Genomic DNA, 26,325 nt, shown 5'->3' with positions numbered 1-26,325 from the left:
AACCGGCCTGTTTTTTGGGCGTTTTGAAACCTTTAACTGAAAGGCGGAGATACTGTGAAAAAATCAGCCCTATTCATGCTGCTCGGTTTGCTGGCAACGGCGGGCTGCTCGGCAGAAGACAAATCGAATGAGACAGAGCCGAGGCCGCAGGAAAGCGAGGAGGCGGCTTCAGCCGTGCCGGAGGCGGAAGAGTTCGCGGCCGATCTGAAGACCCCGTGGTCGATCGACCAGGCAGGAAGCACTTTTTATATAACTGAAAGGACAGGGAGCATTGTAAAAGCAGAAGAAGGCAGCCGGCAGAGGCAGGAGGTCCGCCTGAAAAAGAAACTCTCACAGGCTTCGGAGGCCGGCCTGCTCGGCTTTGTCCTTTCCCCGGATTTTGAAAGCTCTGGAGAAGCCTTTGCGTATTATACGTATGAAGAAGGATCCGTACAGCAGAACCGGATCGTCGTCCTGAAGCAGACGGAGGATGCCTGGGAGGAAACAAGGCTGCTGCTGGATGGGATCCCGAGCGGGCAATACCATCATGGGGGCCGCCTGAAAATCGGCCCTGACGGCAAGCTTTATGCTACCGCAGGCGACGCGGCAGCCGATCCGGAAATCGCCCAGGATCTGGATTCCCTCGGCGGAAAAATCCTCCGGATGAATCTGGATGGAACGGTTCCCGACGATAATCCATTTGCCGGTTCTTATGTATACAGCTATGGCCACCGCAATCCGCAGGGCCTTGCCTGGGCTGAAGACGGCACCCTTTATGCCTCTGAGCACGGACCTTCCGCCAATGATGAGATCAACCGGATCGAGGCCGGGAAAAACTACGGCTGGCCGGTCATCCAGGGCAAGCAAGAGAAGGAAGGCATGGAAACGCCGCTCTTCACCTCAGGGGAAGACAATACCTGGGCCCCATCCGGCATTGCCATCAAGGACGGCAAGCTATATGCGGCTGCGCTGAGGGGTACTGCAGTACTTGAATTCAACCTGGAGTCAGGGGAGCTAAAGGAACTCATCACCGGTGCCGGAAGGATCAGGGATGTGCTGCTCTCCGGTAATGTCCTGTATTTCGCCGGCAATAATACGGATGGCCGCGGCAACCCGGGGCCAAACGATGATAAGCTGTATAAAATCCGGCTTTCAGAATAGAAAAGAGGCAGGCTCACTGGGCAAATAGTTCAGATAATGTGGAGAGGGTAGCCTAAATAACATACGTTTTCGTTGCGTAAATAGCACGGGAAACAAAAAAGCTTGGGATATCCCAAGCTTTTTACATTGAAAATATTGTTCATCAGCGCACTCAATTACTGAATAGTTGAACGGCCGGGTTGTCTTTAAACTTTTGGATGCTTAAACAAAGAAACCTGGGTCCTGCAAATGGATATTTATAGAGGGAGTAATTGCCCTTATTTAGCGAATAGTACTGAAAACCTCTTATATAGAGGGAGAAGTTCCTCTTATTTGACTTAAAAACGTGAAAAATGATAGATCTTCTTTGTATAGAGGGAAAAACTCCCCTTATTTTCCCTAAAACCACTTCTGATCTGCATTTAACAGTAAAAACTCCCCTTATTTTTTTATCATTTTTTTATGATAGGGGAGAAAGGCCGTTCATGACAAAACGGATGGTCCGCTCCACTTCAGCTTCATCATCCCACTGCGCCTCTGGCAGGAACAAATAGCGGATGGCGAGATGGCCTATTAAAGCGCTGAAGGTCATCCGCACAATGCTTTTTGGAGGGATGCCGGAAATGATCTGGCCCTGCTCCTGATAATATTCCACGATTTTTGCAAACTGCTGAAAAACCTTTTCGGCAATCTGTTCAATAAATCTTTTCTTCAAATCAGGATGAAAGGGGATTTCCTGTATCAGTATTTTAACAATCGGCAGGTTTTTCTTTAAAAAGGCAATGCGGTTGTCGAGCAGGGAGCGGAGGAAGTCTTCATAGCGGATCGGCCGCTGCTTCAGCACCTGCTCGATATCCTGGATAAGGTAGGGGGCCACCAGATCGCTCATGATCGGTTCGACAATGGCCAGCAAAAGATCTTTTTTCGTTTTATAGTGCCGGAAAATCGTGCCCTCCGCCACACCTGCCAATTTTGCAATTTCATTCGTTGATGTTGCGGAATAGCCTTTCTCTGAAAACATTTGAATGGCCGCAAGCAGGATGCTTCTCTGCTTCTCTGTCAGTCCGGCTTTTTCTCCGAATAGATAATCAATCAGGGACTCTTGTTCAGGCATTTATCTGCTCCTTATATGATAGGTTTTCACCGTGTCTGATAAAGTCATTATAATCATATACGGAGGAAATGAAAAACAGCTAGATCTTCCGGTATCTTTTCAGGGCAAGGACATTGAGCAGGGCAAAGGCGAGAGAGAATCCAGCCAGGACAATAAGATCCGGACAAATCTCCCCAAAGCCATATCCGCGGACCATCACATCCCTTAAAGCATTCGCACCATAATAGAGCGGCGTCAGCGGACCGATCCAGCTGAGCCAGCCGGAGATCGTCTCAAGATTGAACAGACCGGAAAAGAAGATCTGCGGCACGACCGCAAGCGGGATGAACTGGATCATCTGAAGCTCGTTATTGGCAAAAGCAGATAAAAAGATTCCGAGTGTAAGAGCTGTCAAGGAGAGCAGCAGGACAGTGAGCAGCACATAAAGGAAAGAACCTTCCATTCTCATATCCAGTACATAAACGGCAAAAGAGGCAATGATGCTTGCCTGGAGCATGGTAAAAATGCCGAAGCCTGCAATATATCCGCCTACGATCTCCCAGCGCCTCAAAGGACTGGCCAAGAGCCGCTCAAGCGTTCCGGTAGTCCTTTCCCGCAAAAAGGATACACCTGCAATCAGGAAAACAAAGAAGAAGGTAAAGAAGCCGACCAGAACCGGCCCGAAGTAATCGAATTGTCCCATATCGGGTGAGCCGTGCAGCTGGCTGATTTTCAAGCCGGACTCCTGGCCGCCAGGCTGAAGCTGCTTGAAAGCTTCCTGGACTTCCTGTGCCGCTTCCCTACTTATGCTGGGATCGCTTCCTTCCAGTCTGACTGCCGGTGTCCCATTGTTCATGGACAGATAGGCATCCAGTTTCCCCTCCTTCAGGTCATCCTCAGCGTGATCGGCCGAATCGTATTCTGTTACAGCAGCGTCCTGAAACTCAAGCCTTTCAGACCATTCGGAAGGAATTCCGGCCAGGCCAATTTTAGGATTATAATCTTCTCCGTTAAAGACGAGATGAAGCATCGTCAGGATGAGAATCGGGGCGAGGATCATCAGGGCCATTGTACGTTTATCTCTAATAAACTGCCTTAAAATCCTGATAACCAAAGCAGTCAGCCTCATCGCTGTTCACCTCCATAGGCCAGAAAGGCTTCTTCAATCGTGATCGCATTTTTCTCTGCTTTTAATTCTGCCGGGCTGCCGGAAGCAATCAGCCTGCCATCCCGAAGCAGTCCGAGCCTGTCGCACTTTTCGGCTTCATCCATTACATGGGTGGTGATGATCAGTGTCTTGCCTTTATGCTTCAATTCCTGAAAGGCTGACCAGATGCTTTGGCGCAGTACGGGATCGATCCCGACTGTCGGCTCATCCAGAATGAGGAGCTCGGGTTCGTGAAGAAGGGAAATGGCAAGCGACAGACGCCTTTTCATCCCGCCGGAATAGTTGGAGACAAGCTTATCCATGTGCTCAGATAACCCGACAACCTGCATGGATTCCAGCATCCGCTCTTTTTTGCGGGTCCCCTTAAGGCCGTATAAGGAAGCAAAGAATCTTAAGTTTTCTGCGGCGGTAAGTTCTCCATATAGAGCATCTGATTGTGCCATATAGCCAATCCTCTCCAAAAGGCTTAAAGATGGAACCTTTTCGCCGAATATCGTGATGTCCCCGGCATGGGGAATATCCAGTCCGGCAATTTGCTTAATCAGGGTGGTTTTGCCTGCACCGGATGGACCGAGGAGCCCATAGATTTCTCCCTGGCGTATTGTCAGGCTGAGACCTGTAAGAACATACTGGCTTCCGAATTTCCTGCTGACATTATTAACAGAAACGAGTGGAGCTTGAATACTCATGAAAAATCACCTCTTTTATTTAGTGAGTGATTACTCACTTCTATAGTAAGTGAGTGAAGCGTCTTTGTAAAGTGAGTAATCACTCACTAGACATATAAATTAAAACCTGACTCCCAACCCTGAAAAAGGTATAATGTTCTCTGTACCAGCAAATCTTTTAAACGGGGTGCAGAATATGGCTGATTTTAAATCAACTGTCATTATAAGAAGACCAGTAGCAGAAGTTTTCCAGTACGCCACCAACCCGGACAACGCGCCTGAAATTATGCCGAATGTCGTCAAGATGGAAAAGGCAACGGACGGTCCGATCGGGCCATCCACGAAATTCATTGAAACAAGGATGATCAGGGGCAAGAAGGTCAAGGCTGAAATTGAATATACACAATTTGAACAGGACAGGTCCTATACAGCAAAAAGCAATTCCAATGGGCTGGTTGTCACGTATGATTATACATTCACGGAAATTGATGAAGGCACGCAGGTGGAGCTCGAAGCCAATATCCACACATCCGGCTTCATCATGTCCCTGACAAAGCCAATGCTCGTAAAGATTATAAAAAAAGAAGATGGCAGGCAGCTGTCCTATCTGAAGCAGATGCTGCAGGGGGATGAAGAGTAAAAAAAAAGAGCCCGGGGGCTCTTTTTTTATTGGAACTTATAAGTCCAGAACCGTTCATTCTGGATCCAGGCTGTAGCCTGCGGGTCCTTATTTTTCAGCTTTTCCTCCGTTTGGGCAGCCATCAGCTGTGTCTGGGAAAGATGCGCTTTAATGGCAGCAAGCTTCTGGTCGACAACGGCGCTGACATCATTGAGAATATCCGCTTCGCCAAGTTCATCGACGCAGTTATTGGAAAATGCGACACAATGCAGCTTCGGCCGGTCCTGCTCAGGCAGGCGCTCAAGTGCCCTTACAACAGCTGCCCCTGTTGCATCATGGTCCGGGTGAACCGAATATCCCGGATAAAAGGAAATGACCAGTGACGGATTCACTTCTTCCACAATGGAAAAAAGGTGGTCGGTGAGCAATTTTTCATCCTCAAATTCAATGGTTTTGTCACGATAGCCGAGCATCCGCAAATCCTGGATCCCCAGGACGCGGGCAGCCTCCTTCAATTCTTTGCGGCGAATCAGCGGCAGACTCTCCCTCGTTGCAAAAGGAGGGTTACCCAGATTGCGCCCCATCTGGCCAAGCGTCAGGCATGCATATGTAACAGGGGTCCCGCTGTTAACATGGGAAGCAATCGTGCCTGACACGCCAAACGCTTCATCATCCGGGTGCGGGAAAATGACGAGTACATGTCTTTCCTTATCCATTAGCTATTTCTCCTTTCACTTTTATTCAAACGGAGTCTCGCTGATCTGCAGCGCTACAGCAAGCTTTCCGCTGTTATCATGGCCAGCCATCAGCAGGCGGCCGATTTCATCCACTTCAAAGTGGGTGATGCCCTCCGCATACACCCAGCCGAATTCCATTTTCAAACCGACTCTGAACGGGCCGTCTCCGGTAATCTTTCCGAGCTCATATTTGAGGGATGCGTTTCGGATATAGGCTCCGGCAGAGAAAAAAGACTCATCAAAATGGGATGCGTATGCCCCATTTGTGGTTTCGAGGTGAACAAAAACGTTCTTTCCGGCAAGCCGGCTAATCTCTTTTTGCACATCTTCTTTTACGACAGGCTTCATAAATATATGCCTCCTTTCAGCACAATGCTGCTGTTCCTTGAATGAGATTATTTTACTAAAAAAGGAATGGAAAAGCGAAATCGGCGCTTCCACATTCCTTTTAAGCAGCGGCAGTGTTTCCTCCGCTATCAGATTTTCCGGCCCTCGGCTTTTTCGATTGAGCCATTGCTGCGATATGCACCATGCATCGTAGGACCCACATACTCGTTCAGGCGGAACCCATGGCGGATTGCTTCCGTAATGAAGGATTTCGCGGTCTCGACAGCTTCTGTCACGCTATGGCCCTTCGCAAGCCCTGCAGTTACTGCAGAAGAATAGGTGCAGCCTGCCCCATGCGTATAAACAGTATCAATCAGCTCGTTTTCAAACAAAAGGAAATCTTTTCCGTCATATAGGAGGTCAGCCGCTTTTTCATGCTTCAGCTTGCTGCCGCCTTTGATCAATACATACTTCGCACCCATGTCATGAATTTTCGCAGCCGCTTCCTTCATATCATCGATGGTGCGGATCGGCCCGGTCTGTGCCAGCTGCCATGCTTCAAACAGGTTCGGCGTTACCACTGTTGCCCGCGGAAGAAGAAGCTCCCTCATCGCGTCAGTGGTCTCCGGGTTCAATACTTCATCTTCGCCCTTGCAGACCATTACAGGGTCAATGACCGTGTTGTTCAATTTATTTTCATCCATCACCATTGCCGCCAGCTCAATGATTTCCACCGTTCCGAGCATGCCGGTCTTCATGGCATCGATGCCGACAGACAGGATGGTTTCAAGCTGCGCCTTCAGCGTTTCGATTGGCAGCGGATGTACATGATGATGCCATTGGTCTTTCGGATCCATCGTTACAATCGTTGTCAGTGCAGTCATCCCGTACACACCGAGTTCCTGGAATGTTTTCAGGTCCGCCTGGATGCCCGCTCCTCCGCTCGTATCCGATCCAGCAATCGTAAGTACTTTCTTCATAGTCATGTCATGCGCCTCCCATTATTGTTCTAATTATGATTATAACAATATTATATCTCAGTACAATTGGAACGAATTGCAGGGACCCCTTTTCTTTTCGCCAAAATTTACCTATGATAAAAACAGAAATAGAAGATTGAGCGGTGATGAAGATGAAGAACATCCTATATATCGAAGATGATAAAGAAATCGGCAAATGGACGAAAGATTATCTCCTTGAAAAAGGCTACTCGGTCGACTGGCTGCAGTCAGGGGAGGGAGCAGCCCAGGCAGCTGCCAGAGCGGACCTGGTCATCCTTGATGTAATGCTGCCAGGTCTGGACGGTTTTACGGTCGGCCAGCGCCTGAAGAAGGATGCTCCGGGGATTCCTATCCTGATGCTTTCGGCCCGGACGGCTGTCGATGATAAGCTGCAGGGCCTGCAGTTTGCCGATGATTACCTGACAAAGCCATTTCATCCGGAAGAGCTGGCGGCAAGGGTCGATGTGCTGCTCCGGAGGTATGGAAAGCCGGAACAGAGCCGGCTCCTGCTTCGCCATCTCGAAGTCAGCCTTGGGGAGAATCGCATCACCGATACAAGGAGCGGCGAAGAGATCATCCTGACAGGCAAGCAGCATCAGATTTTCATGTACATGCTCCGCCATCCGAACCAGATTCTCACAAAAGAGCAGATTTTTGAGGCAGTCTGGGGGGAGCCCTATATGGACGGAGATAAAACCTTGATGGTCCACATCCGCTACCTGCGCGAAAAAATTGAAGAAAACCCAGGCTCGCCTGCCATCCTGGAAACCATCCGGGGCATCGGCTACAGGGTGAAGCAATGAAGCCAAAATCACTGCAGGGCAGATACCTGCTCATCATCCTGCTGGCGCTGGTGCTCATGCCAATCACCTTTCCGCTCGTTTCAGTTTTATTCCATATCCCATTTTCCATGCAGGAGCATGACCCGAATGTCTATGAAGACAGCAAAGGCATGGAATCAATGTGGAAGGAAGAAGGAAAGAAGCTCGGCGGCAGGACGGATGAGGAAATCAATGAGAGGCTCCGGGAGCTTAAGCAGAAGTACAATAAGGCAAGCATCTTTTGGGTCGACGGACAGGGGAGCACAAAGCTGAAGCTTCCAGAGCAAATAAAGATCCCTGCCCAGTGGGACCCGCTGTACACCATAGATTTCATGAAGACGAACAGGGGCCTTGAAGCTGATCCCTATACTGTCGTTTCATTCATCGGGTCCGGGAAATCCGAAGGGTTCATGGTCATCCAGGTGCCCCGGGGAGAAATGGACACAGAATGGGAGCAAGTAAGCAGAAGCTATGACTATTATTATCTGATTGCCACCTTTGGGGTGCTGGGATTGTTCCTTTTTGTGTCCTGGATTTTCTTTTACAGAATCCGCCAGAGACTGCTCCGTCTCCAGGAGGCAATGGACAAGCCTGCTGAAGGCGGGATCCCCCTGCCGATCGCCATTGATAAGAAGGATGAAATCGGCCAGCTGGAAGGGGCTTTTAACCGGATGATCGACCAGCTTGAAACAGGCAGGCAGCGGGAGCGGGAAGAAGAAGAGCTGAGGCGCCAGCTGATCGCCAATCTCTCCCATGACCTCAGAACCCCGCTGACAACAATCAGGGGCCATGCCTATTCTTTGAAAAAAGAAATCACTTCCGAAAAAGGCCGGGAATCTCTCGAACTCATTGACAATAAAGTCAACTATCTTGGCCAGCTGATCGAAAACCTGCTTTCCTATACACTATTAACCTCAGGCAAGTATCCATACAATCCGGAAAAAACGGATATCGTCCGGCTCGTAAAAACCTCGGCAGCCGCCTGGTATCCTGTTTTTGAAAATGAAGGCTTCGAGCTTGATATTGAGCTGCCGGACAAGAGCATCTACTGGGATATAGACGGGCAATGGATGAACCGCATCCTCGATAATCTGTTTCAGAATATCCTCCGGCACGCCGCCCAGGGCAGATATGTCGGCGTCCTGCTTGATGCAGAAAAGGAAATTCTGGCCGTAAAAGATAAAGGGCCGGGAATGACAGGAGAGTCTGCTGGCAAAGGCGCTGGCATCGGTCTCTCCATTGCAGCTCTTATGCTGAAGGAGATGGATCTTGATCTTCAGATTAACAGCAGCAGCTGCGGGACGGAGATGGTGATTGGGAGGAAGGGGGATTTGGGAAAAGGGTATAAGGATGGATAGTTATTGGTGGGGTTCGGATGATTTCATCTGGACTCTTTTTTACTTCGGTTTTAGTAAAAAGACTGGATTGGAAATAAATGTATAAAAGGTCGAATAACCAAAAAAGTAGGGCGAATCATTTCATTTTTAGGGCGAATCATTGAAATTTTATGTAGAAAAACGCTGAATTTAGGTGGAATCAGCCGGAAATCATGCATATCGGCGCCAGCTGCTACTAAGATAGATGGAATTTTTCAAAGAAATTCATAAATGCAGCCTACATCCATCCTTTTTTAAACCAAATTTAAACTTCCCCCCACCCCCAGCTTAACCTTCGCGGGATAAGATGGTTCCGAGGTGAAGAAAATGAGCGAATTAATCCTGGAAACGAATGGTTTAACGAAAAAGTTCGGAAAACGGAGTGCGGTCGAAAATGTGGATCTGCGGCTGGCGAAAGGAGAAATATACGGATTCCTCGGCCCTAACGGTGCGGGCAAGACAACGACGATCCGGATGCTGCTCGGGCTGGCCAGGCCGACGGGCGGTTCCATCCATATCTTTGGCAGGGATTTGAAAAAAGAGAAGCTGCAGATCCTTCGCAAGGTTGGCTCTCTTGTTGAATATCCATCCTATTACGGACATCTGACCGCCATCGAAAATCTTGAGGCTCTCCGCAGGATTCTCGAGGTGCCAAAATCACGGATCGATGAAGTGCTGGCCATTGTCCGCCTGTCAAAGGAAGCGAAACGGCCGGTAAAAGGCTTTTCCCTTGGAATGAAGCAGCGGCTTGGAATTGCCGCCGCCCTGCTCGCGAACCCTGAGCTGCTGATCCTGGACGAGCCGACGAACGGACTGGACCCATCCGGCATTCTTGAAATTCGCGAGCTGATCAAAAGCATGCCGGCACAGCATGGAATGACCATCCTCGTCTCCAGCCATCTATTATCAGAGATTGATCAAATGGCAACACAGGTGGGCATCATCTCCAAAGGGTCGATGATTTTCCAGGATTCGATCCATGTTCTCAGGCAGAAGGCAAACAGCCAGATTGCGATTACAGTCAATGAAACAGAGAAAGCCTGGAGAGCGCTGCTGTCAAACGGCATCCAGGCAGAAAAAAAGCGGGAGCACCTGCTGCTTGACGGGACAGACACCCAGGTGGCCGCGGCTGTGGAAACACTGGTCCGCCATGATGTTTCTGTATACCGTGTCCAGGAGCAGAGAAAAACGCTCGAGGACATCTTCCTGGAGCTGACAGGAGAAGGGGGAAGCCTGTGATGATGAACATGCTTTCCGCCGACTTTCTGAAAATCAAAAGAAAGATGATCCTGTTCCTCGTTTTTCTCGGCCCCTTTGGCGTTGTCGCTCTTGAAGCGTTCAATTTCGGGCTCCGCTATGAGTATTTGACAGGAGTTTATGCAAAAGATTTATGGAAAGGCTTGATCGGTGAAGCCAGCTTCCTCAGCATCCCTGCGATCATGCTCGGGCTTGCGCTGGTCACCAGCATGATTGCCAATATTGAGCATCAGACAAATGCCTGGAAGCAGCTCCTGGCCCTTCCTGTTTCTAAAGGAAAGGTGTTTACCTCCAAGTTTCTATTGGCAGCCATCTTATTGTTTATTTCCTGTGTACTGCTATTCGTTGGGCTGATCATTCTGGGACTGATCCTCGGATTTGGCACAGACTTTCCCTTCCTTCATCTGGCGGAATCAGTGTTCTTTCCTTATTTGGCTGGGATGCCTTTCATTGCACTGCAGTTATGGATTTCCATCACCATGAAAAATCAGGCCATTCCGCTGACGGCCGGCATTCTGGCGACGGTGCTGACCCTGTTTTCCGTGAAGTTCCCGGACTGGGTCCCGCTGAAATGGCTGTTTCTTGAGAGCTGGGGCGGTCCTTTTTATTCGGCACTGGCGGGCGTCCTGCTCGGCATCGGCATCTACTTGACCGGGCTGATTGATTTTTCCAGAAAGGAAGTGAAATAGCATGATCAATCTATTAAGCTCTGAATGGCTGAAGCTTAGAAAATCTTCTGTCTGGCTGCTTATATTTATAAGTCCTCTTCTGGCAGCGTTGGCCGGCTTTGGTGAAGCGGATCATCCCGGGATGGAGGGGGAGCTGCAATGGCTCTACACCCTCAGCAGCATGGCGTTCGTCCATGCGCTGCTGTTCCTGCCGCTCTTGACCGGTGTATTTTCTGCATTTGTCTGCCGCTATGAGCATCTGGGCGGAGGCTGGAAGCAGCTGCTGTCACTGCCGGTTTCCCGGAGAAATGTATATATCGTGAAATTCAGTCTTGTTATGGGGCTGATTGCTGTCTCCCAGCTGCTCTTTTTAGGCGGCCTGCTGCTGGTGGCACAGCTGAAAGGATTCGATGCACCGATTCCGTGGAAAATCATCCTGGAAAGCATAGCCGGCGGATGGGTTGCCTGCCTTCCGGTCGCGGCCCTGCAAATGTTTGTTTCAGCCGCATGGTCCAGCTTTGCCGCTCCGCTGGCCATCAATGTGGTCTTTACACTCCCAAACATTCTGGTAGCCAACTCAGAAACCTACGGCCCGTTCTATCCCTGGGCACAGCCATTTCTGACCATGATTCCGCGGATGGGAGAAGAATTCGGGGCACTGAATGCCTCCATGGAAACCCTCCTGATTGTCATCCTCGGCGGCTTCGTACTGTTTTTCCTGTCAGGAATGACGTACTTTCAGCGCAAGGAGATTTAGTATCAAAGAAGACAGAGGGGAACATGTTGTGTAATGGGTTTAACTGAACTTCCTTGTCAATTAGATCCGCCCAAAAAGTATAAAAAACCTGATGATTGCAGTGGAAGGCACGCAGACTCCTGCGGGATTGCAGCGGAAATGTTGAGACCCCACAGCGCGCAAGCGCGAGGAGGCTCAACTTCGCCCCGCGGAAAGCGAAGTGCCTGGAACGGAAATCATCAGCCTCGTTAAAAAGCTATACTGCTTATCTCCCATGGATGTTTTTCCCACTACCTATTAATCCACCATCAAGAAAGCTACAATAGATACATATACCAAAAAGGAGGCTGCTGCATGAAAGCAACAGGAATCATTCTTGCGGGCGGGCGTTCAAGCCGGATGGGCCAGAATAAGGCGCTTATGACCTTAGAGGGAGTTACGGTCATTGAACGGGTGCGTGACGAGCTGAAAAAGGCAGTCCAGGATATCATCATTGTCACCAACTCCCCAGAAGACTACGATTTTCTCGGCTGCCCGATGGCTGGTGACATCTATCAGGACGGAGGGCCGCTTGCCGGACTCCATGCAGGACTGAAAAATTCGCAAACAGACTATAATCTTGCCGCAGCCTGTGATATGCCCTTTCTTTCAGCCGGGCTCGGCAGCATCCTTTTAAACGAGCTGGGCGAATGCCAGGCCGCTGTTCCGAAAATCTCCGGGCAGCTTCATCCCTTGTTCGGTGCCTATCACAAGGGGTTATACCGGAGGGCAGAGGAAATGCTTGAAGCAGGCGACCGCAAAATGAGGAATCTGCTCACAGAGGACAGCCGGATTTTATCAGAGAAAGAGCTTTTGGAAAAAGGCTGGGGTGGTGAGGAGGCCTGTTTTTTCAATATGAACCATCCTTCTGAATACGAGCAGGCTAAGCGTATGCTCGGCAGGGAATCTTAAAATTGGGAATGGAAAGCCAATCCTGCTATTCTATATAGATAAAAACATCGAGAATCCTAAGAGGTGAAAAAATGGATTTTGAACTATCAAAAGAACCGATTGATGTTCAGGCTGTCACTGATAAAGTCATCCAGCGCAATGCTGGGGCGGTCACCGTGTTTATCGGGACGGTCAGGGAGCTGACGGGCGGCAAGAAAACCCTGTATCTCGTCTATGAAGCATATGAATCAATGGCAGTGAAGAAGCTTGAGCAGATCGGTCATGAAATAGAAGAAAAATGGGAAGGCGCGAAGGCAGCCATCACCCACCGGACAGGCAGGCTGGATATTACCGATATAGCCGTCGTCATTGCTGTATCTACCCCGCACAGGGCGGATGCCTATGAAGCGAACCGCTATGCCATCGAAAGAATCAAGGAGATAGTCCCTATCTGGAAAAAGGAACACTGGGAGGACGGGGAAGAATGGATCGGCAACCAGCTTGAAACCGTTTCTTATCCGGCTGGCCGTCCGCAAAAGGAGGATCTGGATGAATAAAATCAAACTGTTTGCCCACTTGCGTGAAAGTGCAGGCAAGGAAGAAATCGAGCTTGACGCCGCGGGCAAGACGATCAATGAACTGAAAGCCATTTTAACTGAAGCCTATCACCTTAATCTGGAAACCGTAATGACAGCAGTGAACGAAGAGTTCGCCCTGGATCACGAGCTGATCAAAGAGGGAGACGTCATCGCTTTCATCCCGCCGGTCAGCGGCGGCTGAGGAGGGGAATAGGTTGGACGAAAGATATTCGCGCCAGACGCTTTTTCCCGGAATCGGCACGGCGGGACAGGAGAAGATCGCCCGGAAGCATGTCCTGATCATCGGGGCCGGGGCGCTGGGCTCCGGCTGTGCAGAGCTCCTGATCCGTGCGGGGGTCGGGAGTATGACGATCATTGACAGAGATTATGTGGAAGAAAGCAATCTTCAGAGGCAGCAGCTTTATGCAGAGAAGGATGCCAGGGAAAAACTGCCGAAAGCAAAGGCGGCAGAAAGGCGGCTGAAGGAAATAAATTCTTCCGTCAACTTAAGCTGCATTGTCGGGGATGCAGATCCTTCACTTCTGGCTGAGCTTGCGCCTGGAACTGATCTGATGATTGATGCCACTGACAATTTTGAAACAAGGATGGTCATCAATGATCTGTCCCAGAAACTTGGAATACCATGGATTTACGGAGCCTGTGTCGGCAGCTTTGGAATGAGCTTTACCGTGATCCCGGGCAAAACCCCATGCCTGAATTGCCTTCTGAAAGCTGTTCCGCTGCAGGGGCTTACCTGTGATACAGGCGGCATCATCGGACCGGCCGTCCAGATGACCGTAGCCCATCAGGGGGCAGAGGCGCTGAAAATCCTGGCAGAAGACTGGGACGCTGTCAGGACTTCGTTTGTCAGCTTCGATCTTTGGCACAGCCAGTATACAAATATGGGGACTGCCAAAGCCAAGGATCCGGGCTGCCCTTCATGCGGGGCTGAAAGGACCTATCCTTACCTGGAGCAGGATAACCGGACCAGGACAGCCGTACTCTGCGGCCGGGATACGGTCCAGATCCGCCCGCCCGGTAAGCGGGACCTGGATCTCGAAGGGCTGGCAGGGCAGCTTGGCCGGCTCGGCTATGAAGTAAAGGGCAATCCCTATCTTCTGTCTGCCGAGCTGGGTGCCGAAAGGGCCGTCTTTTTCAGTGACGGCCGGGCCCTCATCCATGGCACGAAGGATGAGTCCCATGCAAAAGCCATCTACCAGCGTCTGCTGGGTTAAATACAGGAACCCCTCTGCCTGGCTGCAGAGGGGTTCTGTTTTTTTCAGTAAGAAAGCCGTCCCGGGGGGTGTCCCGGAACGGCTGGAGAACCTTCTTACTTATTCGTTTGAACCTACAATGACAAGCTTGCCTTCATCAAGCACCTTTTCGTATTGCTCAGCTTCCACCTTTGAAAGGCCGAGAGCTTCGAACTTGTTGCGGAGCTCGTCGCCGCGCTTATTGAACATATTGCCGACAGAATCAAATAAGCCCTGTTCCTTCAAGCCGACGCTCCCAGTGTTGGTAGCATCAGTTAAATCTTCGGAACGGTTTTCGTCATGCGCAAAAATAAAGATATTGTCCTTTTCATAGCCTTCTGCTGTTAAAGTCTTAATAGTATCCGTTGCTTGTACGCCGTTTTCACAAACCTCAATTTTATACATGAATAATTCCTCCTCTAATTTTTTTGGACAATGTGCCTGTCCGCTTATTCTTTTATTTATCCTTTTTTTCCATACTTAAACTTCAATCTTTGTGTACAATGTTTCAGCAAAATTTTACAAAAAAGGCAGTTCTCATTTTATAATGGAAACGAACGGGTATAGAAAAGGAGCGGAGATATTGAAAAAAGAACAGGAAGTATTAGAACAGATGGAGGCGCTTATGAAGGAACTGAAAACTTCCCGCAAGCAGGCTGCAAGTGCCGCCGCTCTTGAAGGCAGCGGGGGTGCGTTCACGTTTTCACGGTTTTTGCGCTACGGATTCAGGAAGTGGAGCTGGAAAATCGGGCTGCTTTTATTGTCGCTTATTATGATCGGAATTTTGCTTACAGCAGGAATCTTTTATTTTTATACAGGGTCATCAGCTCAAGAAGAGAAAGGGAGTTTTATAGAACAGGTGCGCGGCCTGTCAACGCTGGCATCATCACAGGCGCTCGTGAAGGCCGTGATTGAAAAAGAAGACAATGAACTGTTTGGCAGGCAGATAGAAACGGATCTGCCGGGGACAAAGCGCAAGCTTCTGCTTATTGTCCCGGGAACGGTAACGGCAGGGGTCGATCTTGAGCAGGTTGGAGAAAAGGATATCAAGGTGTCGGAAGAGGATAAGAGGATTGAAGTTTCCCTTCCGAAGGCAAGCATCCTCCAGGAGCCGTCGCTCGATCTTGAGCATGTCCAGACCTTTTCGGCTTCCGGGATTTTTCGGGATGATGTGAACTGGGATGAGGCATACAGCCTTGCAGCAGAGGCAAAGGAACTGGTAGAAGCGGAAGCGATTGACCAGGGGATTCTTGAACTTGCTGAGAAGAACGCAGAAAAAACGATCAGCGAATTTTTTGGCAGGCTGGGCTATGAGGCCTCTGTCAGCTATAAGGGGGATTCTGATGCAGCTATTAAATAACCGCTGGGGCGAGCTTCTGGAAGAGGAGTTCGAAAAAGCGTATTTTCATGAACTGGAAAGATTCCTGGAAGAAGAATATGCGAGCGAGACGGTCTATCCGGCCAGGGAAGATATCTTCAACAGCCTGAAGTATACCGATTATGAGGATGTAAAAGTGGTCATCCTGGGGCAGGATCCGTACCATGGACCGCGACAGGCCCATGGTTTGAGCTTCTCGGTCAAGCCGCAGACCAGGATTCCCCCCTCCTTAAGGAATATTTTCAAGGAGCTTCATGAAGACCTTGGCTGCAAAATCCCTGATAACGGGTATCTGGTCAGCTGGGCGGAGCAGGGTGTCCTGCTGCTGAATACCGTTTTGACCGTGCGGGAGGGGGAAGCCCATTCCCATAAAAATAAGGGGTGGGAGACTTTTACCAATAGCGTTATTGCCCTGCTGAATGAAAGGGAAAGGCCGGTCGTATTCCTGCTTTGGGGAAAGCCCGCCCAGGAAAAGGCCAAGCTGATTGATAATCCGAGCCATATTATCCTAAAATCAGTCCACCCCAGCCCACTATCAGCAAGAAGAGGATTCTTTGGCAGCCATCACTTTTCAAAAACCAATCAGATTTTGAAGGATAATGGGGAAGAGGAGATAGACTGGCAGATACCAGATCTCTAATTCCGGCATGTTTCACGTGGAACGGAAATTGCATATGAAGAATGCCGTCGAAAGCTGACGGCATTTTTTAATAGACAAGTATAAAATAAGGGGGGCAAGACGCTTTCGCCTTTCTCTATTCAAAGAACTGTCAGAGTTTTAGGATGTATAATGGGTACAAGTCATGTAAAATAGAAACCGATAGCCAAATGAGTTAGAAATAAGGCTCAGCAAAGGATGACAGGATTGGACAGCAATCAGCCAAATTGCTTTAAATGCAAGCATTTCTACGTGACATGGGACCGGCAGTTCCCGAAAGGGTGCAGGGCGTTTCAATTTAAGGGAAGGCAGCTTCCGTCCAAAGCGGTTGAAAGGGCTTCAGGCCATCCTTGCCTTAAATTTGAGGGAAAGTCCAAGTAATTTCGGCTGCCTGAATAGCATGGGTGCCTGCTGCCGAAAATGGAGCTGTAGAGATTTAGGAAAAAGAGGTGAACAGTATGCAGATACCTGTTGGAAATCTGCTTGCCAAGATGGAAAAGGAGCTGCAGGGGGCCAAATCAAGCTCTTCTGAGGAAATGATCCGGGAGCGGGTATATTCTATAAAGGCTTTATGCGAGCTGCTTCTGGAAGGTGAGAAGACAAGTTCAGAGCCGGTGCGGCCGGCTGCATCTTATATTCCTCAGCCTGTACAGGAAAGTGTGCCGCTGGCTTCAATCCAGCAGCCCAGGAAGATGAATATGGAAAATGAAGCAAATGGAGATTCAATTTTCGACTTTTAAGAAGTCGATGAAGAGGTGAAATCATGAAAATTTTTATCATAATCGGTGCAATCAATGCGTTCCTTGCTGTTGCTCTTGGGGCTTTTGGCGCCCACGGCCTGGAAGGAAAAGTTGAACCTAAGTATCTTGAAACCTGGAAAACAGGTGTAACCTATCAAATGTTCCATGCCACCGGACTTCTGATCATCGGTGTTCTGCTGGGACGACTGCCGGCAACGGCCTTACTGTCATGGTCCGGCTGGCTGATGCTGATTGGAATCATCCTCTTCTCCGGAAGCCTGTACGTCCTGACGCTGACAAAGATCAGTGTCCTCGGCGCCATCACGCCGCTCGGCGGAGTCGCCTTCCTTGCTGCATGGGTTCTCCTGATCATTGCCGCAGTTAAATATCTGTAAAAAAATGAGCCTGGCTGCATAAGCCAGGCTTTTCATTATCTTGGCGGAAAGGCTGCCAGCCCTGGAGCCGCTCCATATGGATAGTCATACTCAATCTCTTCATCAAATGTAATATAATCCAGATAAATCATCGGGATCAAATAGCGTGTGCCTGACTGCGGATCGCTCAAGATCAGGTGATCCCTTCCTGCCGCTTCAATGATTCCCTTGAAAATCTTCGCATTCCATTCCCTGTTGTTCTCAAAGGTGGCGTAAACGGTTGCCAGCTTCCCTTTGTTCAGACGGAGGATGTTTTCAATGTAGGATTGCTCAATAGGCAGCATCCCGGGAACCTGTGAAACGGGTGAACCTGAAGGCGGAGATGTGGTGAGCATGGAACCGGACGGCATCTGCGGATAGGCCTGCTGGGCGCCGTATCCCTGTGCCTGTGTGCCGGCCCCATAGTAAGGCTGCTGCTGTTGCGGCTGCTGCTGCTGATAAGGCGGATAGGTGCGGTAATCAACATATTGCTGCTGCGGTACAGATTGCTGTTTCAAAATAAATCCCTCCTAAATGTCATTAATAAACAGTGGGACAGTCTGCCCGGGCCGGCTGGAAGAAGCAATGTGCTTTGTATCTTCCGGCATTCGGCTGATTATACCATTGGGCAGGGCAGTCCCCGGTGGGGCGGAAAAACCAGAGCGAATTGCTGGCAGGATGATGGCGCTGCCCCTTGATGACTTTCCTGGCCAGGTCGAGCTCATTCTGACGGGGCCGCTGATAAAAGTAGCCCTTGATGGTGGCTTCAAATCCGCCTGGCCGCTGATAAACCATTTTCCGGATGGAAGGAATTTCCTTGAAATCCAGGCAATCGGCCCTGACCCGGTTCACCCCGACATTGCCGACCATCAGCATGCCCAGATTTCCTTCCCCTTCAGCCTCCGCACGCATCAGCCTTGCGAGAAGCTTCACATCCTCTTCGGTATAAGGAATAACGGCCATAACTTCACCTCTCTCAGCAGCTATTCAAAGGCTGTAAGTGAAAGTATCCGTATAAAACCAAACTCACTATTTCATAAATATGTGGGAAATGCTGTATTATGCCTGATGGGGGAAAGAAAAGCGGAGGGCGCTTGTTCAGAATAAAGGAACGCAGGCTAAAGACGCCACGTCCTGTGGCAACGCCTGCATGACCCGCATCCTGCGGGCCCAGCATAAGGCGCTTTGGAATGGAAGGCGTTCTTTGCCTTCGGTTCCAAAGTGACTTATGACTCGAGCACCTAGGAGCCGGAGCTGGACAAAAAGAAAAGCGGAGGGCGCTTGTTCTATAAGCAGGAATCTATCTGCGTAACTGAATAAGTAGAAAAATTGGAAGCCCAAATCAAATGCATGCATATGTTGAATTATTTTTTCAATAAAAAACCCCGGCAAAAGCCGAGGCCTGATTCATATATTAAACATTCAGGAAGCTGCCTACCTGGTCTTCCAGGAGCAGGTTTCCGACAAAGAAGGAGCCGAATTCGCCGTAGCGGGCGCTCACTTCATCAAAGCGCATTTCGTAGACAAGCTTCTTGAATTGAAGCACATCGTCTGCGAAGAGGGTTACTCCCCACTCGTAATCGTCAAAGCCGACAGAGCCGGTGATGACCTGCTTTACTTTGCCTGCATACTGGCGGCCGATCATGCCGTGGCTGCGCATCATATTGCGGCGGTCTTCCATAGGGAGCATATACCAGTTATCTTCACCCTGGCGGCGCTTGTCCATCGGGTAGAAGCAAACATATTTTGCTTTAGGAAGCTCCGGGTAAAGGCGTGCCAGGACATGCGGATTCTGATAAGGATCCTCTCCGGCTGGCAGATAGTTGCTCAGCTCCACAACGGAAACATAAGAATGTGCCGGAATGGTATATTCCGCAAGCTTTGATTTATTGAACTCATTCTCGATCTCATTCAGCTCTTCCATTGTAGGGCGCAGGATCATCATCATGAAATCTGCTTTTTGTCCAACAATCGTATATAAAGCATGGCTGCCATTCTTTTCGCTCTGCACGGAATTCCATTTATCCACAAGGCCCATAAACTCCTGGATTGCTGCATCGCGCTCTTCTTTCGGAGTCATTTTCCATGTCGTCCAGTCCATTGTGCGGAAATCATGGAGGCAATACCAGCCATCAAGCGTTTGTGCTGCTTCAGTCATTCTGATCACTCCTATATATGTACTCGAATTCTCATCAATACTATATCATAGTTTCACCATAACACGTCTGCCTGAAACTTGAAAATTATATGTCGTTTACCAGCTGTTCAAAAATTATTCTCAATCAGGTTTCCGGCCGGGAAAACAAGGGGATTCTAAAGAATAGCAGATTAAGCAACCAGAACGGGCGCGAAATCGGATATTTTCCGGCAAAAAGGACCATATTAACATCGTCCGGAGAGAATCGATTCCCAGATATAAATATAAGAATGTTAAGAAAACAAAAACTTTTCAGGTGTAACCGCTGCCACTTCTCCTTGTTCTTGAATTTTCACAGTGGAGGAGTATCCTAAGGGAGTGAGAATAGCGGACGCAGGCCCATTTCTATGGATAAAGGCAGGCTCAGCGCCGCTTAAGCCGAGTGATTTGATACATATAAAAGGAGGATTTTCATATGAGTGATCTTTTTGAAGGATTAAGGAATAAGGTTTCCGGCAATAATCTGCGAATCGTATTTCCTGAAGGAACAGATGAAAGGATTCTGACTGCAGCAGGCCGTCTGGCAGCTGACAAAATTCTTACCCCTATTCTGATCGGGGATATTGCACAAATCGAGGATAAAGCAAAATCATTGGATGTATCCCTTGATTCTGTCGAAATCTATGACCCGAAAAACTTTGCCATGATGGACGAACTTGTTGCTGCATTTGTTGAGCGCCGCAAAGGAAAAGCGACAGAAGAAGATGCCCGCCGCATTCTTCTTGATGAAAACTATTTCGGCACCATGCTTGTTTATGCCAATAAAGCAGACGGCCTTGTCAGCGGAGCAGCTCACTCTACTGCAGATACAGTCCGACCGGCTCTTCAGATCATTAAGACAAAAGAAGGCGTCAAAAAGACTTCCGGTGTCTTCATCATGGTCCGCGAAGATGAAAAGTATGTATTTGCCGATTGTGCAATCAATATCGCACCAGACAGCGCAGATCTTGCGGAAATCGCCATCGAAAGCGCCAAGACAGCAAGAATGTTCGACATCGACCCGCGCGTTGCCATGCTGAGCTTCTCTACCAAAGGCTCTGCAAAATCCCCTGAAACGGAAAAAGTATCCCAGGCAGTTGAAGAAGCCAAGCTTCGTGAGCCATTGCTCATCGTGGACGGCGAATTCCAGTTCGACGCAGCCTTCGTACCATCCGTAGCCGAGAAGAAAGCTCCGGATTCACCGCTGCAGGGAGATGCTAATGTATTTGTATTCCCAAGCCTGGAAGCAGGGAATATCGGCTACAAAATCGCCCAGCGCCTTGGTAACTTTGAAGCGGTCGGACCGATCCTTCAAGGCCTGAACCGTCCGGTAAATGACCTTTCCCGCGGATGTGACCAGGAAGACGTGTATAAGCTTGCTTTGATCACAGCAGCTCAGGCATTGAATCAGTAATAGAAGAGAGCCGGCACTCTGGTGTGCCGGTTCTTTTTTGCGGTGCAGCGTGTTGTGGCGCGGCGCGGTGGGGCTGTCAGCTGCCAGTTGGTAGAAAAAACGCTCAATTCGGTAGATTACAGTGTAAAGTCGGTAGAATATAGCGTCAAGTTGGTAGATTCCCGGGGGGACCCGGTAGAATATGCCCCGAATTGGACAGAAAGCTGCTCCCGCGCTGTTTGCCCCCCAAAGATAGGCTGTTTTCAGGCAGAGAGATCAGTTTTAAAGCAGAAAAAGCAGTCAAAAAGCTGAACTCAATAACCAACTGCGCACCCGATCAGCGGCTCCGCCCCTTTTCTTCTTCCCGCCGCCCGTATGCTATAATAATCCCATATTGTTTATTTAAAGGAGTACTGAAGATGAACGAAGCAAGTGAGCTGCTGCAGCAGCCGGAGTGGCGGATAATAGACCAGTCGAGTGCGGGACTGCATTTGAATGCGATGCATTCGTTCGGGATGGATGATACGCTCTGTGCTTCTGTCGGATCGGGAAAAACCCCTGCAACGGCAAGAGCATGGGTTCATGACCGGACGATCGTGCTCGGCATCCAGGATTCACGGCTTCCATACCTGGAAGACGGGGTGGACTGGCTGCAAGAGCAGGGTTACCGGGCGATTGTCCGCAACTCGGGCGGCCTGGCAGTTGTGCTGGATGAGGGTGTACTGAATCTGTCGCTCATTTTTCCGGAATCAGAAAAAGGGATTGATATCAACCGCGGCTATGATGCTATGTGGCTTTTGATAAAAGAAATGTTCAGCGACTTTCCATATGAAATAGAAGCAAGGGAAATTGTAGGTTCTTATTGCCCCGGCAGCTATGATCTGAGCATCGGCGGCAGGAAGTTCGCCGGCATTTCCCAGCGCAGGCTGCGCAAGGGTGTGGCAGTCCAGATCTATTTATGCGTAAACGGCAGCGGCAGCGGGCGGGCTGCATTGGTAAGGGAGTTTTACACCAGGGCGAAAAAGGATGCGGTAACGAAGTTCCTGTACCCTGACATTACACCGCCGGTCATGGCATCGCTCAGCGAGCTGCTCCAGTCCGAGCTGACGGTCGCAGATGTGATGATGAGGTTTCTGAACGTGCTGAAAAGCAGATCAGGCAGGCTGTATGCCGGAGGGCTGAATGAAGAAGAAGCCGGCCTTTATGAAAGCTATTATGAGCGGGTCGCCGAGCGGAATGAAAAAGTATTCGGCACCCTTCAGGATCCCGCCTGACCATCCGGGAATAGAAAAACCGCCCTTTAATCCGGGCGGTTTTCTGTTTAAGGGGGCAGGCTGCTGCCATTTCTTCTCTCCGAGTCTATAAAACAGCGGGGTCCTTTATTCTGCTACCTTTTCCAGGTTCCCGTTGCGGTCCATCTTGAATTTGGTGGCCGGGCGTTCTTCCTCGTCAAATAGTACCAGCTTTCTTGCCCTGTTCATAATTTTCATGAGCGTCTCGTAATCTTCCTGGATCGTGACGGTATTCTGTTCCAGCATGCCGATTTTTCCGGATAATTCCTCATTCTGGCTCCTCAGCATGGCGATTTCGCGCCTCAATCTTTCATTCTCGCTTTTTAACAGATCAGCGCTGAGGGTGGAGCCGTTCAGGCTTTGCAGATAGCTGATAACCGAATCCAGATTCAGCTGGGCCCGCGGCTGCGGCGCCGATTGATAAGCAGGATAAGAGAATACTGGTTCTGGAGCTTCGATTGTTTCTTCTTCAGTATCTCCATCGGCATCTATATCTATTTCTGTATAAGTCTCCGTATAGACTTCTGTTTCTTCCGGCATTGGCAGTGTATCAGCAGTGAGCAATTCAACTTCTTCAACAGCTGGGACGGGAGGATTGTACAGCAGCTTTTTCTTGCCGCCCTGTTCTTTCCCGAGCAGCCTGTTGCGCTGTTTGCGCTGTTTCTTGGCGAGCTGCAGCGCCTTTTCGTAGCGGTGCCTAACAACAGCGTTCCAGCGGAATCCGCAGGCGGCAGAAGTGCGGTTCAGCTTATCTCCGACTTCCTCGAAAGCGTTCAGCTGGGTGCTTCCTTCCCTGACATGCCTTAATACCGTCTCAGCAAGCAATAAATCATTTTCTTCTGACCATGCATCCTGTCTTACTTTCATTTTTTCTTCAACTCCCTGGGCAAAATTGGTTTATATAACCTTCTAGCACTAGCATGGCCACATCTTTCTTTCTTTATACAGAGGGAATAAAAGGATAGTAGTTTTTTTTTCTGATATATTTAGGGACTGGGGAGAAGGGAGAATGTGCTGGAAAAAATGCCTGCAGCCTGCCAGCGGTGCTAAAGATTGCAGCTTGCAATACAAGTTCAGAAAATGTAAAATACCCTTTAGTGCCTCCGGGCAGATTAATTGAGATAGCAACTAAAATTTTCTATAGATAATTTAAAAATGATAGACCGAGAAAGGGATGTACGAAATGGCAAACGAATTCCGTGTTTGCGACGACTGCCAGGCAGTTAATCTGAAAACACTGATCCCCATGCTGAAGGATATCGACCCTGAGGCAAAAGTGGACGTAGGCTGCCAATCCTATTGCGGGCCGGGCAGGAAGAAGACTTTTGCATTTGTCAACAACCGTCCGCTGGCAGCATTGTCAGAAGAAGAGCTAAGAGAGAAAATCGAAAAAAAGCTGAAAAAATAAATCGCCTTTGACACCTGTCTTAAGGTGATTTTTTATTCGCCAAATGCTGTGCGGCTCCGGCAGATGAGGCAATTTCTTTTCTTCCCGGTACGTTTAGCCTGCTGCCTGTTTGTGGAAAAAGAACATCATCTGAACACAGGGAAAATTTTATTTTTCCGAAAGCCTTGCTGTGTCTGGATTTTGTCGAAGAAAAGGGAATTACAGCAGATTTTGTAATGATTTAGCGGTGAAAACTGGCTATAATAGATACAAAGGAAAAAAACGGGAATAGGCCGGGCTGGTGCACAGGAAGAGGGGAAAAGATGCCATATTCAACGGAAAAATTAAGCGAAGAAAAAGTATTCAAGGACCCTGTCCATCGCTATATCCATGTTCGTGACAGAATGATCTGGGATTTGATCGGGACGAGGGAATTTCAGCGCCTGCGGCGGATCAAGCAGCTGGGGACGACATATCTGACCTTCCACGGGGCAGAGCACAGCCGCTTCAATCATTCACTCGGAGTCTACGAGATTGTCAGGCGCATCATCGATGATGTATTTGCCGGCCGGGAAGAGTGGGATGACAATGAACGCCTTGTATCCCTCTGTGCGGCGCTCCTGCACGATTTGGGGCATGGCCCTTTTTCCCATTCATTCGAAAAGGTATTCGACCTGGATCATGAGCATTACACACAGGCAATCATTCTTGGCAATACCGAAGTAAATCTTGTCCTTTCAAGAGCCGGGAAGGATTTTCCGAAGGATGTAGCCGACGTGATTGCGAAGACTTACCGGAATAAGCAGGTCGTCAGCCTGATTTCCAGCCAGATCGATGCCGACAGGATGGACTATCTGCAGCGCGATGCGTATTTCACCGGTGTCAGCTATGGCCATTTTGATATGGAAAGGATTCTCCGGGTCATGCGCCCGAGGGAGGACCAGGTTGTCATCAAGCAGAGCGGGATGCATGCGGTCGAGGATTATATCATGAGCCGCTACCAGATGTACTGGCAGGTCTATTTCCACCCGGTAACAAGAAGTGCGGAAGTCATATTGACGAAAATCCTGCACAGGGCCAAACAGCTCCATGAAAATTATTATGCATTCAAGTACCTTCCCCTCCATTTCTATACACTGTTTGAAGGCGAAGTGACGCTGGAAGACTATCTGAAGCTTGATGAAGCCGTGATACTCTATTATTTCCAGATGTGGCAGGAAGAAGAAGATCCAATTCTGAGGGATTTGTGCAAAAGGTATATGGACCGCAATCTCTTTAAATATGTGGAATTTGACCCGGCGAAGGAATACAAGAAGCTGGCCGAGCTGTCTGTGCTGTTCAGCAAGGCAGGGCTTGATCCTGAGTATTATCTGGTTGTCGATTCCTCCTCAGATCTTCCGTATGACTTTTACAGGCCGGGAGAGGAAGAGGAGCGTCTTCCGATCCACCTGCAGATGAAAAACGGGGACCTGCGGGAACTGTCGCGCGAATCGGAAATTGTTGATGCGATATCCGGAAAAAGGCGGACGGACCACAAATTATATTATCCTGCTGATTTGATTATGGATGAGGGCAGCAAGAAGACTATTAAGAAAAAAATCCGTGAAATGCTGGAGATCTAATCGACATACATAGAAGCGGTAATTACTTTGGAGTAGGAGATGAGGGGTTTTGTTAAAAGATCATGCCAATTTGGTGCACGCTTTGGCGGCTTCCGGGGAAGTCATCGGCCGGAAAAAGCTTCAGAAGATGATTTTTATTGCAAAGAAGATTTCTTTTCCTTTTCAGGAGCGGTTCCAGTTCCACTTTTACGGACCTTATTCAGAGGAGCTGACACTGAGGGTGGAGGAGCTTTGCAATATGGGCTTCCTGAATGAAGTGAAAGAGAAGAAGGGCGGCTATTTTCAATACCGGTACACACTGACGGACAACGGCCGGGAATTTCTATCCGTCAACCAGGTTGATATGCCTTGCCTGCCGGACTGTCTGGAGGATATGAACAGCCAGAATGCAAGATTCCTGGAGCTTGTCTCAACGGTTTTATATTTTGATAATCTTCCCCGCGAAGAGGTGCAGGAGAAGGTGTTCACTTTAAAGAGCAAGCAGAAGTACACAGAAGAAGAGGTAGAAGAGGCCTATCAATATATTGAAAAGCTGAAAGAAAAAGCTAAGCACTAGGGGTGTGCTTAGCTTTTTCTTTGTTTGGCGGGCGTCATTAAGATGTTTTAATCTTCGTCGCTTAAGCGTTTGCCTGCTACGGCATAATGGTTCTTGCTCATTTCTTCGATAAATACGACGACTTTGTCTTTAGAAGCACCGGTCGTTTCGCTGACCGCATCGGTCACTTTTTCAACAAGAGCTTTTTTCTGGTCTTCTGTACGTCCTTCAAGCATTTTGACTGTTACATATGGCATAATAACTTCCTCCTTTTTATACTTTTTACTATAGCAGAAGGCTTAAGGGAAGTGCCAGTTCGGGGCGCGGGCTGATGCCGGGCTTTTCCCGGAAGCGGAGTTTTCCCTTCGCCCGGCATTTCA

32 protein-coding genes are annotated in these 26,325 nt (G+C 49.1%); 20 read left to right on the top strand and 12 right to left on the bottom strand.

Annotated elements, in window-relative coordinates:
* The first annotated feature begins 54 nt into the window (after positions 1-54).
* On the top strand, positions 55-1,140 hold the full coding sequence (locus N288_RS22490; RefSeq protein WP_009794361.1) for a PQQ-dependent sugar dehydrogenase: 1,086 nt from the start codon (positions 55-57) through the stop codon (positions 1,138-1,140).
* 439 nt (positions 1,141-1,579) lie between these two features.
* Here N288_RS22490 and N288_RS22485 read toward each other — a convergent pair whose 3' ends face one another.
* The 3 genes from N288_RS22485 to N288_RS22475 form a co-directional block, all read right to left on the bottom strand.
* On the bottom strand, positions 1,580-2,233 hold the full coding sequence (locus N288_RS22485; RefSeq protein WP_009794360.1) for a TetR/AcrR family transcriptional regulator: 654 nt from the start codon (positions 2,231-2,233) through the stop codon (positions 1,580-1,582).
* Positions 2,234-2,312: 79 nt separating this feature from the next.
* Positions 2,313-3,341 (bottom strand): ABC transporter permease, encoded by a 1,029-nt coding sequence (locus N288_RS22480; RefSeq protein WP_009794359.1) that lies wholly within the window; start codon positions 3,339-3,341, stop codon positions 2,313-2,315.
* A complete protein-coding gene (locus N288_RS22475; RefSeq protein WP_009794358.1) occupies positions 3,338-4,069 on the bottom strand; it encodes an ABC transporter ATP-binding protein in 732 nt (243 codons plus the stop codon). The genes N288_RS22480 and N288_RS22475 overlap by 4 nt, the downstream gene beginning before the upstream one ends.
* 175 nt (positions 4,070-4,244) lie before the next feature.
* Here N288_RS22475 and N288_RS22470 point away from each other — a divergent pair, with 175 nt between their 5' ends.
* Complete coding sequence (locus tag N288_RS22470; protein ID WP_022544524.1) at positions 4,245-4,688, top strand: SRPBCC family protein; 444 nt, start codon at positions 4,245-4,247, stop codon at positions 4,686-4,688.
* 26 nt (positions 4,689-4,714) lie between these two features.
* Here N288_RS22470 and bshB2 read toward each other — a convergent pair whose 3' ends face one another.
* The 3 genes from bshB2 to pdxK all read right to left on the bottom strand — a co-directional run bounded on the left by bshB2 (position 4,715) and on the right by pdxK (position 6,717).
* Complete coding sequence (gene bshB2 / locus N288_RS22465) at positions 4,715-5,383, bottom strand: bacillithiol biosynthesis deacetylase BshB2 (RefSeq protein ID WP_009794356.1); 669 nt, start codon at positions 5,381-5,383, stop codon at positions 4,715-4,717.
* Between the two features lie 21 nt (positions 5,384-5,404).
* Positions 5,405-5,752 carry a YojF family protein gene (locus N288_RS22460; protein ID WP_022544523.1) on the bottom strand — a complete coding sequence of 116 codons (348 nt, stop codon included), beginning with the start codon at positions 5,750-5,752 and terminating at the stop codon, positions 5,405-5,407.
* Positions 5,753-5,880: 128 nt separating this feature from the next.
* A complete protein-coding gene (gene pdxK, locus N288_RS22455; protein WP_022544522.1) occupies positions 5,881-6,717 on the bottom strand; it encodes a pyridoxine/pyridoxal/pyridoxamine kinase in 837 nt (278 codons plus the stop codon).
* A gap of 140 nt (positions 6,718-6,857) precedes the next feature.
* Between pdxK and N288_RS22450 the strand changes: the two genes are divergently transcribed.
* The 9 genes from N288_RS22450 to N288_RS22410 all read left to right on the top strand — a co-directional run bounded on the left by N288_RS22450 (position 6,858) and on the right by N288_RS22410 (position 14,333).
* Complete coding sequence (locus N288_RS22450) at positions 6,858-7,535, top strand: response regulator transcription factor (RefSeq protein ID WP_009794353.1); 678 nt, start codon at positions 6,858-6,860, stop codon at positions 7,533-7,535.
* Positions 7,532-8,911, top strand: a complete 1,380-nt coding sequence (locus N288_RS22445) for a sensor histidine kinase (RefSeq protein WP_009794352.1) — start codon at positions 7,532-7,534, stop codon at positions 8,909-8,911. The genes N288_RS22450 and N288_RS22445 overlap by 4 nt, the downstream gene beginning before the upstream one ends.
* A gap of 345 nt (positions 8,912-9,256) precedes the next feature.
* On the top strand, positions 9,257-10,168 hold the full coding sequence (locus tag N288_RS22440) for an ABC transporter ATP-binding protein (protein WP_009794351.1): 912 nt from the start codon (positions 9,257-9,259) through the stop codon (positions 10,166-10,168).
* Positions 10,168-10,875 carry an ABC transporter permease gene (locus N288_RS22435; RefSeq protein WP_009794350.1) on the top strand — a complete coding sequence of 236 codons (708 nt, stop codon included), beginning with the start codon at positions 10,168-10,170 and terminating at the stop codon, positions 10,873-10,875. Before N288_RS22440 ends, N288_RS22435 begins: the two co-directional genes overlap by 1 nt.
* A 1-nt stretch (position 10,876) precedes the next feature.
* Positions 10,877-11,611: an ABC transporter permease gene (locus N288_RS22430; protein ID WP_009794349.1), complete on the top strand. Its 735-nt coding sequence runs from the start codon at positions 10,877-10,879 to the stop codon at positions 11,609-11,611.
* Between the two features lie 333 nt (positions 11,612-11,944).
* On the top strand, positions 11,945-12,541 hold the full coding sequence (gene mobA, locus N288_RS22425; protein ID WP_009794348.1) for a molybdenum cofactor guanylyltransferase: 597 nt from the start codon (positions 11,945-11,947) through the stop codon (positions 12,539-12,541).
* Positions 12,542-12,612: 71 nt separating this feature from the next.
* Positions 12,613-13,077, top strand: coding sequence for a molybdenum cofactor biosynthesis protein MoaE (locus tag N288_RS22420; RefSeq protein WP_009794347.1), 465 nt, complete (start codon positions 12,613-12,615; stop codon positions 13,075-13,077).
* The gene (gene moaD / locus N288_RS22415; RefSeq protein WP_009794346.1) at positions 13,070-13,300 is read left to right on the top strand and encodes a molybdopterin converting factor subunit 1; all 231 of its coding nucleotides are present in this window, start codon (positions 13,070-13,072) and stop codon (positions 13,298-13,300) included. Before N288_RS22420 ends, moaD begins: the two co-directional genes overlap by 8 nt.
* A gap of 13 nt (positions 13,301-13,313) precedes the next feature.
* Positions 13,314-14,333 (top strand): ThiF family adenylyltransferase, encoded by a 1,020-nt coding sequence (locus N288_RS22410; RefSeq protein ID WP_009794345.1) that lies wholly within the window; start codon positions 13,314-13,316, stop codon positions 14,331-14,333.
* A 99-nt stretch (positions 14,334-14,432) separates the two neighbouring features.
* Here N288_RS22410 and N288_RS22405 read toward each other — a convergent pair whose 3' ends face one another.
* On the bottom strand, positions 14,433-14,756 hold the full coding sequence (locus N288_RS22405; protein WP_009794344.1) for a general stress protein: 324 nt from the start codon (positions 14,754-14,756) through the stop codon (positions 14,433-14,435).
* 178 nt (positions 14,757-14,934) lie between these two features.
* On the opposite strand from N288_RS22405, the gene N288_RS22400 reads away from it, so the two are divergent.
* The 4 genes from N288_RS22400 (at position 14,935) to N288_RS22380 (ending at position 17,522) form a co-directional block, all read left to right on the top strand.
* Positions 14,935-15,711 carry a DUF4230 domain-containing protein gene (locus N288_RS22400; protein ID WP_022544521.1) on the top strand — a complete coding sequence of 259 codons (777 nt, stop codon included), beginning with the start codon at positions 14,935-14,937 and terminating at the stop codon, positions 15,709-15,711.
* The gene (locus tag N288_RS22395) at positions 15,695-16,369 is read left to right on the top strand and encodes a uracil-DNA glycosylase (RefSeq protein ID WP_009794342.1); all 675 of its coding nucleotides are present in this window, start codon (positions 15,695-15,697) and stop codon (positions 16,367-16,369) included. Before N288_RS22400 ends, N288_RS22395 begins: the two co-directional genes overlap by 17 nt.
* 476 nt (positions 16,370-16,845) lie before the next feature.
* Positions 16,846-17,127: a YwdI family protein gene (locus N288_RS22385; RefSeq protein ID WP_009794340.1), complete on the top strand. Its 282-nt coding sequence runs from the start codon at positions 16,846-16,848 to the stop codon at positions 17,125-17,127.
* Between the two features lie 23 nt (positions 17,128-17,150).
* Complete coding sequence (locus N288_RS22380; protein WP_009794339.1) at positions 17,151-17,522, top strand: DUF423 domain-containing protein; 372 nt, start codon at positions 17,151-17,153, stop codon at positions 17,520-17,522.
* A gap of 35 nt (positions 17,523-17,557) precedes the next feature.
* Here the strand turns inward: N288_RS22380 and gerQ are convergent, their stop codons facing one another.
* The 3 genes from gerQ to hemQ all read right to left on the bottom strand — a co-directional run bounded on the left by gerQ (position 17,558) and on the right by hemQ (position 19,698).
* Positions 17,558-18,058 carry a spore coat protein GerQ gene (gene gerQ, locus N288_RS22375; protein WP_009794338.1) on the bottom strand — a complete coding sequence of 167 codons (501 nt, stop codon included), beginning with the start codon at positions 18,056-18,058 and terminating at the stop codon, positions 17,558-17,560.
* 22 nt (positions 18,059-18,080) lie between these two features.
* A complete protein-coding gene (locus tag N288_RS22370) occupies positions 18,081-18,503 on the bottom strand; it encodes a cell wall hydrolase (RefSeq protein WP_009794337.1) in 423 nt (140 codons plus the stop codon).
* Between the two features lie 451 nt (positions 18,504-18,954).
* Positions 18,955-19,698, bottom strand: coding sequence for a hydrogen peroxide-dependent heme synthase (gene hemQ, locus N288_RS22360; RefSeq protein ID WP_022544519.1), 744 nt, complete (start codon positions 19,696-19,698; stop codon positions 18,955-18,957).
* A 454-nt stretch (positions 19,699-20,152) separates the two neighbouring features.
* On the opposite strand from hemQ, the gene pta reads away from it, so the two are divergent.
* Together pta and N288_RS22350 are read left to right on the top strand one after the other, a co-directional pair.
* Positions 20,153-21,130: a phosphate acetyltransferase gene (gene pta / locus N288_RS22355; protein WP_009791662.1), complete on the top strand. Its 978-nt coding sequence runs from the start codon at positions 20,153-20,155 to the stop codon at positions 21,128-21,130.
* A 398-nt stretch (positions 21,131-21,528) separates the two neighbouring features.
* Positions 21,529-22,383: a lipoate--protein ligase family protein gene (locus N288_RS22350; protein ID WP_022544518.1), complete on the top strand. Its 855-nt coding sequence runs from the start codon at positions 21,529-21,531 to the stop codon at positions 22,381-22,383.
* Between the two features lie 105 nt (positions 22,384-22,488).
* On the opposite strand, the gene N288_RS22345 is transcribed toward N288_RS22350, so the two are convergent.
* Positions 22,489-23,268, bottom strand: a complete 780-nt coding sequence (locus N288_RS22345) for an RsfA family transcriptional regulator (protein ID WP_009791660.1) — start codon at positions 23,266-23,268, stop codon at positions 22,489-22,491.
* Between the two features lie 316 nt (positions 23,269-23,584).
* On the opposite strand from N288_RS22345, the gene N288_RS22340 reads away from it, so the two are divergent.
* The 3 genes from N288_RS22340 (at position 23,585) to N288_RS22330 (ending at position 25,966) form a co-directional block, all read left to right on the top strand.
* Entirely contained in the window at positions 23,585-23,809 is a 225-nt protein-coding gene (locus N288_RS22340) for a YuzB family protein (protein WP_022544517.1), read from the top strand.
* A 302-nt stretch (positions 23,810-24,111) separates the two neighbouring features.
* The gene (locus N288_RS22335) at positions 24,112-25,410 is read left to right on the top strand and encodes an HD domain-containing protein (RefSeq protein ID WP_009791657.1); all 1,299 of its coding nucleotides are present in this window, start codon (positions 24,112-24,114) and stop codon (positions 25,408-25,410) included.
* A 49-nt stretch (positions 25,411-25,459) separates the two neighbouring features.
* Entirely contained in the window at positions 25,460-25,966 is a 507-nt protein-coding gene (locus tag N288_RS22330; protein WP_009791656.1) for a YwgA family protein, read from the top strand.
* 47 nt (positions 25,967-26,013) lie between these two features.
* Here N288_RS22330 and N288_RS22325 read toward each other — a convergent pair whose 3' ends face one another.
* The gene (locus N288_RS22325) at positions 26,014-26,202 is read right to left on the bottom strand and encodes a 2-hydroxymuconate tautomerase (protein WP_009791655.1); all 189 of its coding nucleotides are present in this window, start codon (positions 26,200-26,202) and stop codon (positions 26,014-26,016) included.
* Positions 26,203-26,325 lie beyond the last annotated feature (123 nt).

Origin of the sequence: Bacillus infantis NRRL B-14911 (assembly GCF_000473245.1) — a bacterium.
Classification (GTDB): domain Bacteria; phylum Bacillota; class Bacilli; order Bacillales; family Cytobacillaceae; genus Bacillus_AB; species Bacillus_AB infantis.
This window is presented reverse-complemented; position numbering and strand designations above follow the sequence as displayed.

Bases quoted from the DNA above. Each gene is read 5' to 3' on its own strand.
- N288_RS22485 (WP_009794360.1), bottom strand. From the start codon at position 2,233: ATGCCTGAACAAGAGTCCCTGATTGATTATCTATTCGGAGAAAAAGCC.
- N288_RS22480 (WP_009794359.1), bottom strand. From the start codon at position 3,341: ATGAGGCTGACTGCTTTGGTTATCAGGATTTTAAGGCAGTTTATTAGA.
- N288_RS22475 (WP_009794358.1), bottom strand. From the start codon at position 4,069: ATGAGTATTCAAGCTCCACTCGTTTCTGTTAATAATGTCAGCAGGAAA.
- N288_RS22470 (WP_022544524.1), top strand. From the start codon at position 4,245: ATGGCTGATTTTAAATCAACTGTCATTATAAGAAGACCAGTAGCAGAA.
- bshB2 (WP_009794356.1), bottom strand. From the start codon at position 5,383: ATGGATAAGGAAAGACATGTACTCGTCATTTTCCCGCACCCGGATGAT.
- N288_RS22460 (WP_022544523.1), bottom strand. From the start codon at position 5,752: ATGAAGCCTGTCGTAAAAGAAGATGTGCAAAAAGAGATTAGCCGGCTT.
- pdxK (WP_022544522.1), bottom strand. From the start codon at position 6,717: ATGACTATGAAGAAAGTACTTACGATTGCTGGATCGGATACGAGCGGA.
- N288_RS22450 (WP_009794353.1), top strand. From the start codon at position 6,858: ATGAAGATGAAGAACATCCTATATATCGAAGATGATAAAGAAATCGGC.
- N288_RS22445 (WP_009794352.1), top strand. From the start codon at position 7,532: ATGAAGCCAAAATCACTGCAGGGCAGATACCTGCTCATCATCCTGCTG.
- N288_RS22440 (WP_009794351.1), top strand. From the start codon at position 9,257: ATGAGCGAATTAATCCTGGAAACGAATGGTTTAACGAAAAAGTTCGGA.
- N288_RS22435 (WP_009794350.1), top strand. From the start codon at position 10,168: ATGATGAACATGCTTTCCGCCGACTTTCTGAAAATCAAAAGAAAGATG.
- N288_RS22430 (WP_009794349.1), top strand. From the start codon at position 10,877: ATGATCAATCTATTAAGCTCTGAATGGCTGAAGCTTAGAAAATCTTCT.
- mobA (WP_009794348.1), top strand. From the start codon at position 11,945: ATGAAAGCAACAGGAATCATTCTTGCGGGCGGGCGTTCAAGCCGGATG.
- N288_RS22420 (WP_009794347.1), top strand. From the start codon at position 12,613: ATGGATTTTGAACTATCAAAAGAACCGATTGATGTTCAGGCTGTCACT.
- moaD (WP_009794346.1), top strand. From the start codon at position 13,070: ATGAATAAAATCAAACTGTTTGCCCACTTGCGTGAAAGTGCAGGCAAG.
- N288_RS22405 (WP_009794344.1), bottom strand. From the start codon at position 14,756: ATGTATAAAATTGAGGTTTGTGAAAACGGCGTACAAGCAACGGATACT.
- N288_RS22395 (WP_009794342.1), top strand. From the start codon at position 15,695: ATGCAGCTATTAAATAACCGCTGGGGCGAGCTTCTGGAAGAGGAGTTC.
- N288_RS22385 (WP_009794340.1), top strand. From the start codon at position 16,846: ATGCAGATACCTGTTGGAAATCTGCTTGCCAAGATGGAAAAGGAGCTG.
- N288_RS22380 (WP_009794339.1), top strand. From the start codon at position 17,151: ATGAAAATTTTTATCATAATCGGTGCAATCAATGCGTTCCTTGCTGTT.
- N288_RS22370 (WP_009794337.1), bottom strand. From the start codon at position 18,503: ATGGCCGTTATTCCTTATACCGAAGAGGATGTGAAGCTTCTCGCAAGG.
- hemQ (WP_022544519.1), bottom strand. From the start codon at position 19,698: ATGACTGAAGCAGCACAAACGCTTGATGGCTGGTATTGCCTCCATGAT.
- pta (WP_009791662.1), top strand. From the start codon at position 20,153: ATGAGTGATCTTTTTGAAGGATTAAGGAATAAGGTTTCCGGCAATAAT.
- N288_RS22350 (WP_022544518.1), top strand. From the start codon at position 21,529: ATGAACGAAGCAAGTGAGCTGCTGCAGCAGCCGGAGTGGCGGATAATA.
- N288_RS22345 (WP_009791660.1), bottom strand. From the start codon at position 23,268: ATGAAAGTAAGACAGGATGCATGGTCAGAAGAAAATGATTTATTGCTT.
- N288_RS22340 (WP_022544517.1), top strand. From the start codon at position 23,585: ATGGCAAACGAATTCCGTGTTTGCGACGACTGCCAGGCAGTTAATCTG.
- N288_RS22335 (WP_009791657.1), top strand. From the start codon at position 24,112: ATGCCATATTCAACGGAAAAATTAAGCGAAGAAAAAGTATTCAAGGAC.
- N288_RS22325 (WP_009791655.1), bottom strand. From the start codon at position 26,202: ATGCCATATGTAACAGTCAAAATGCTTGAAGGACGTACAGAAGACCAG.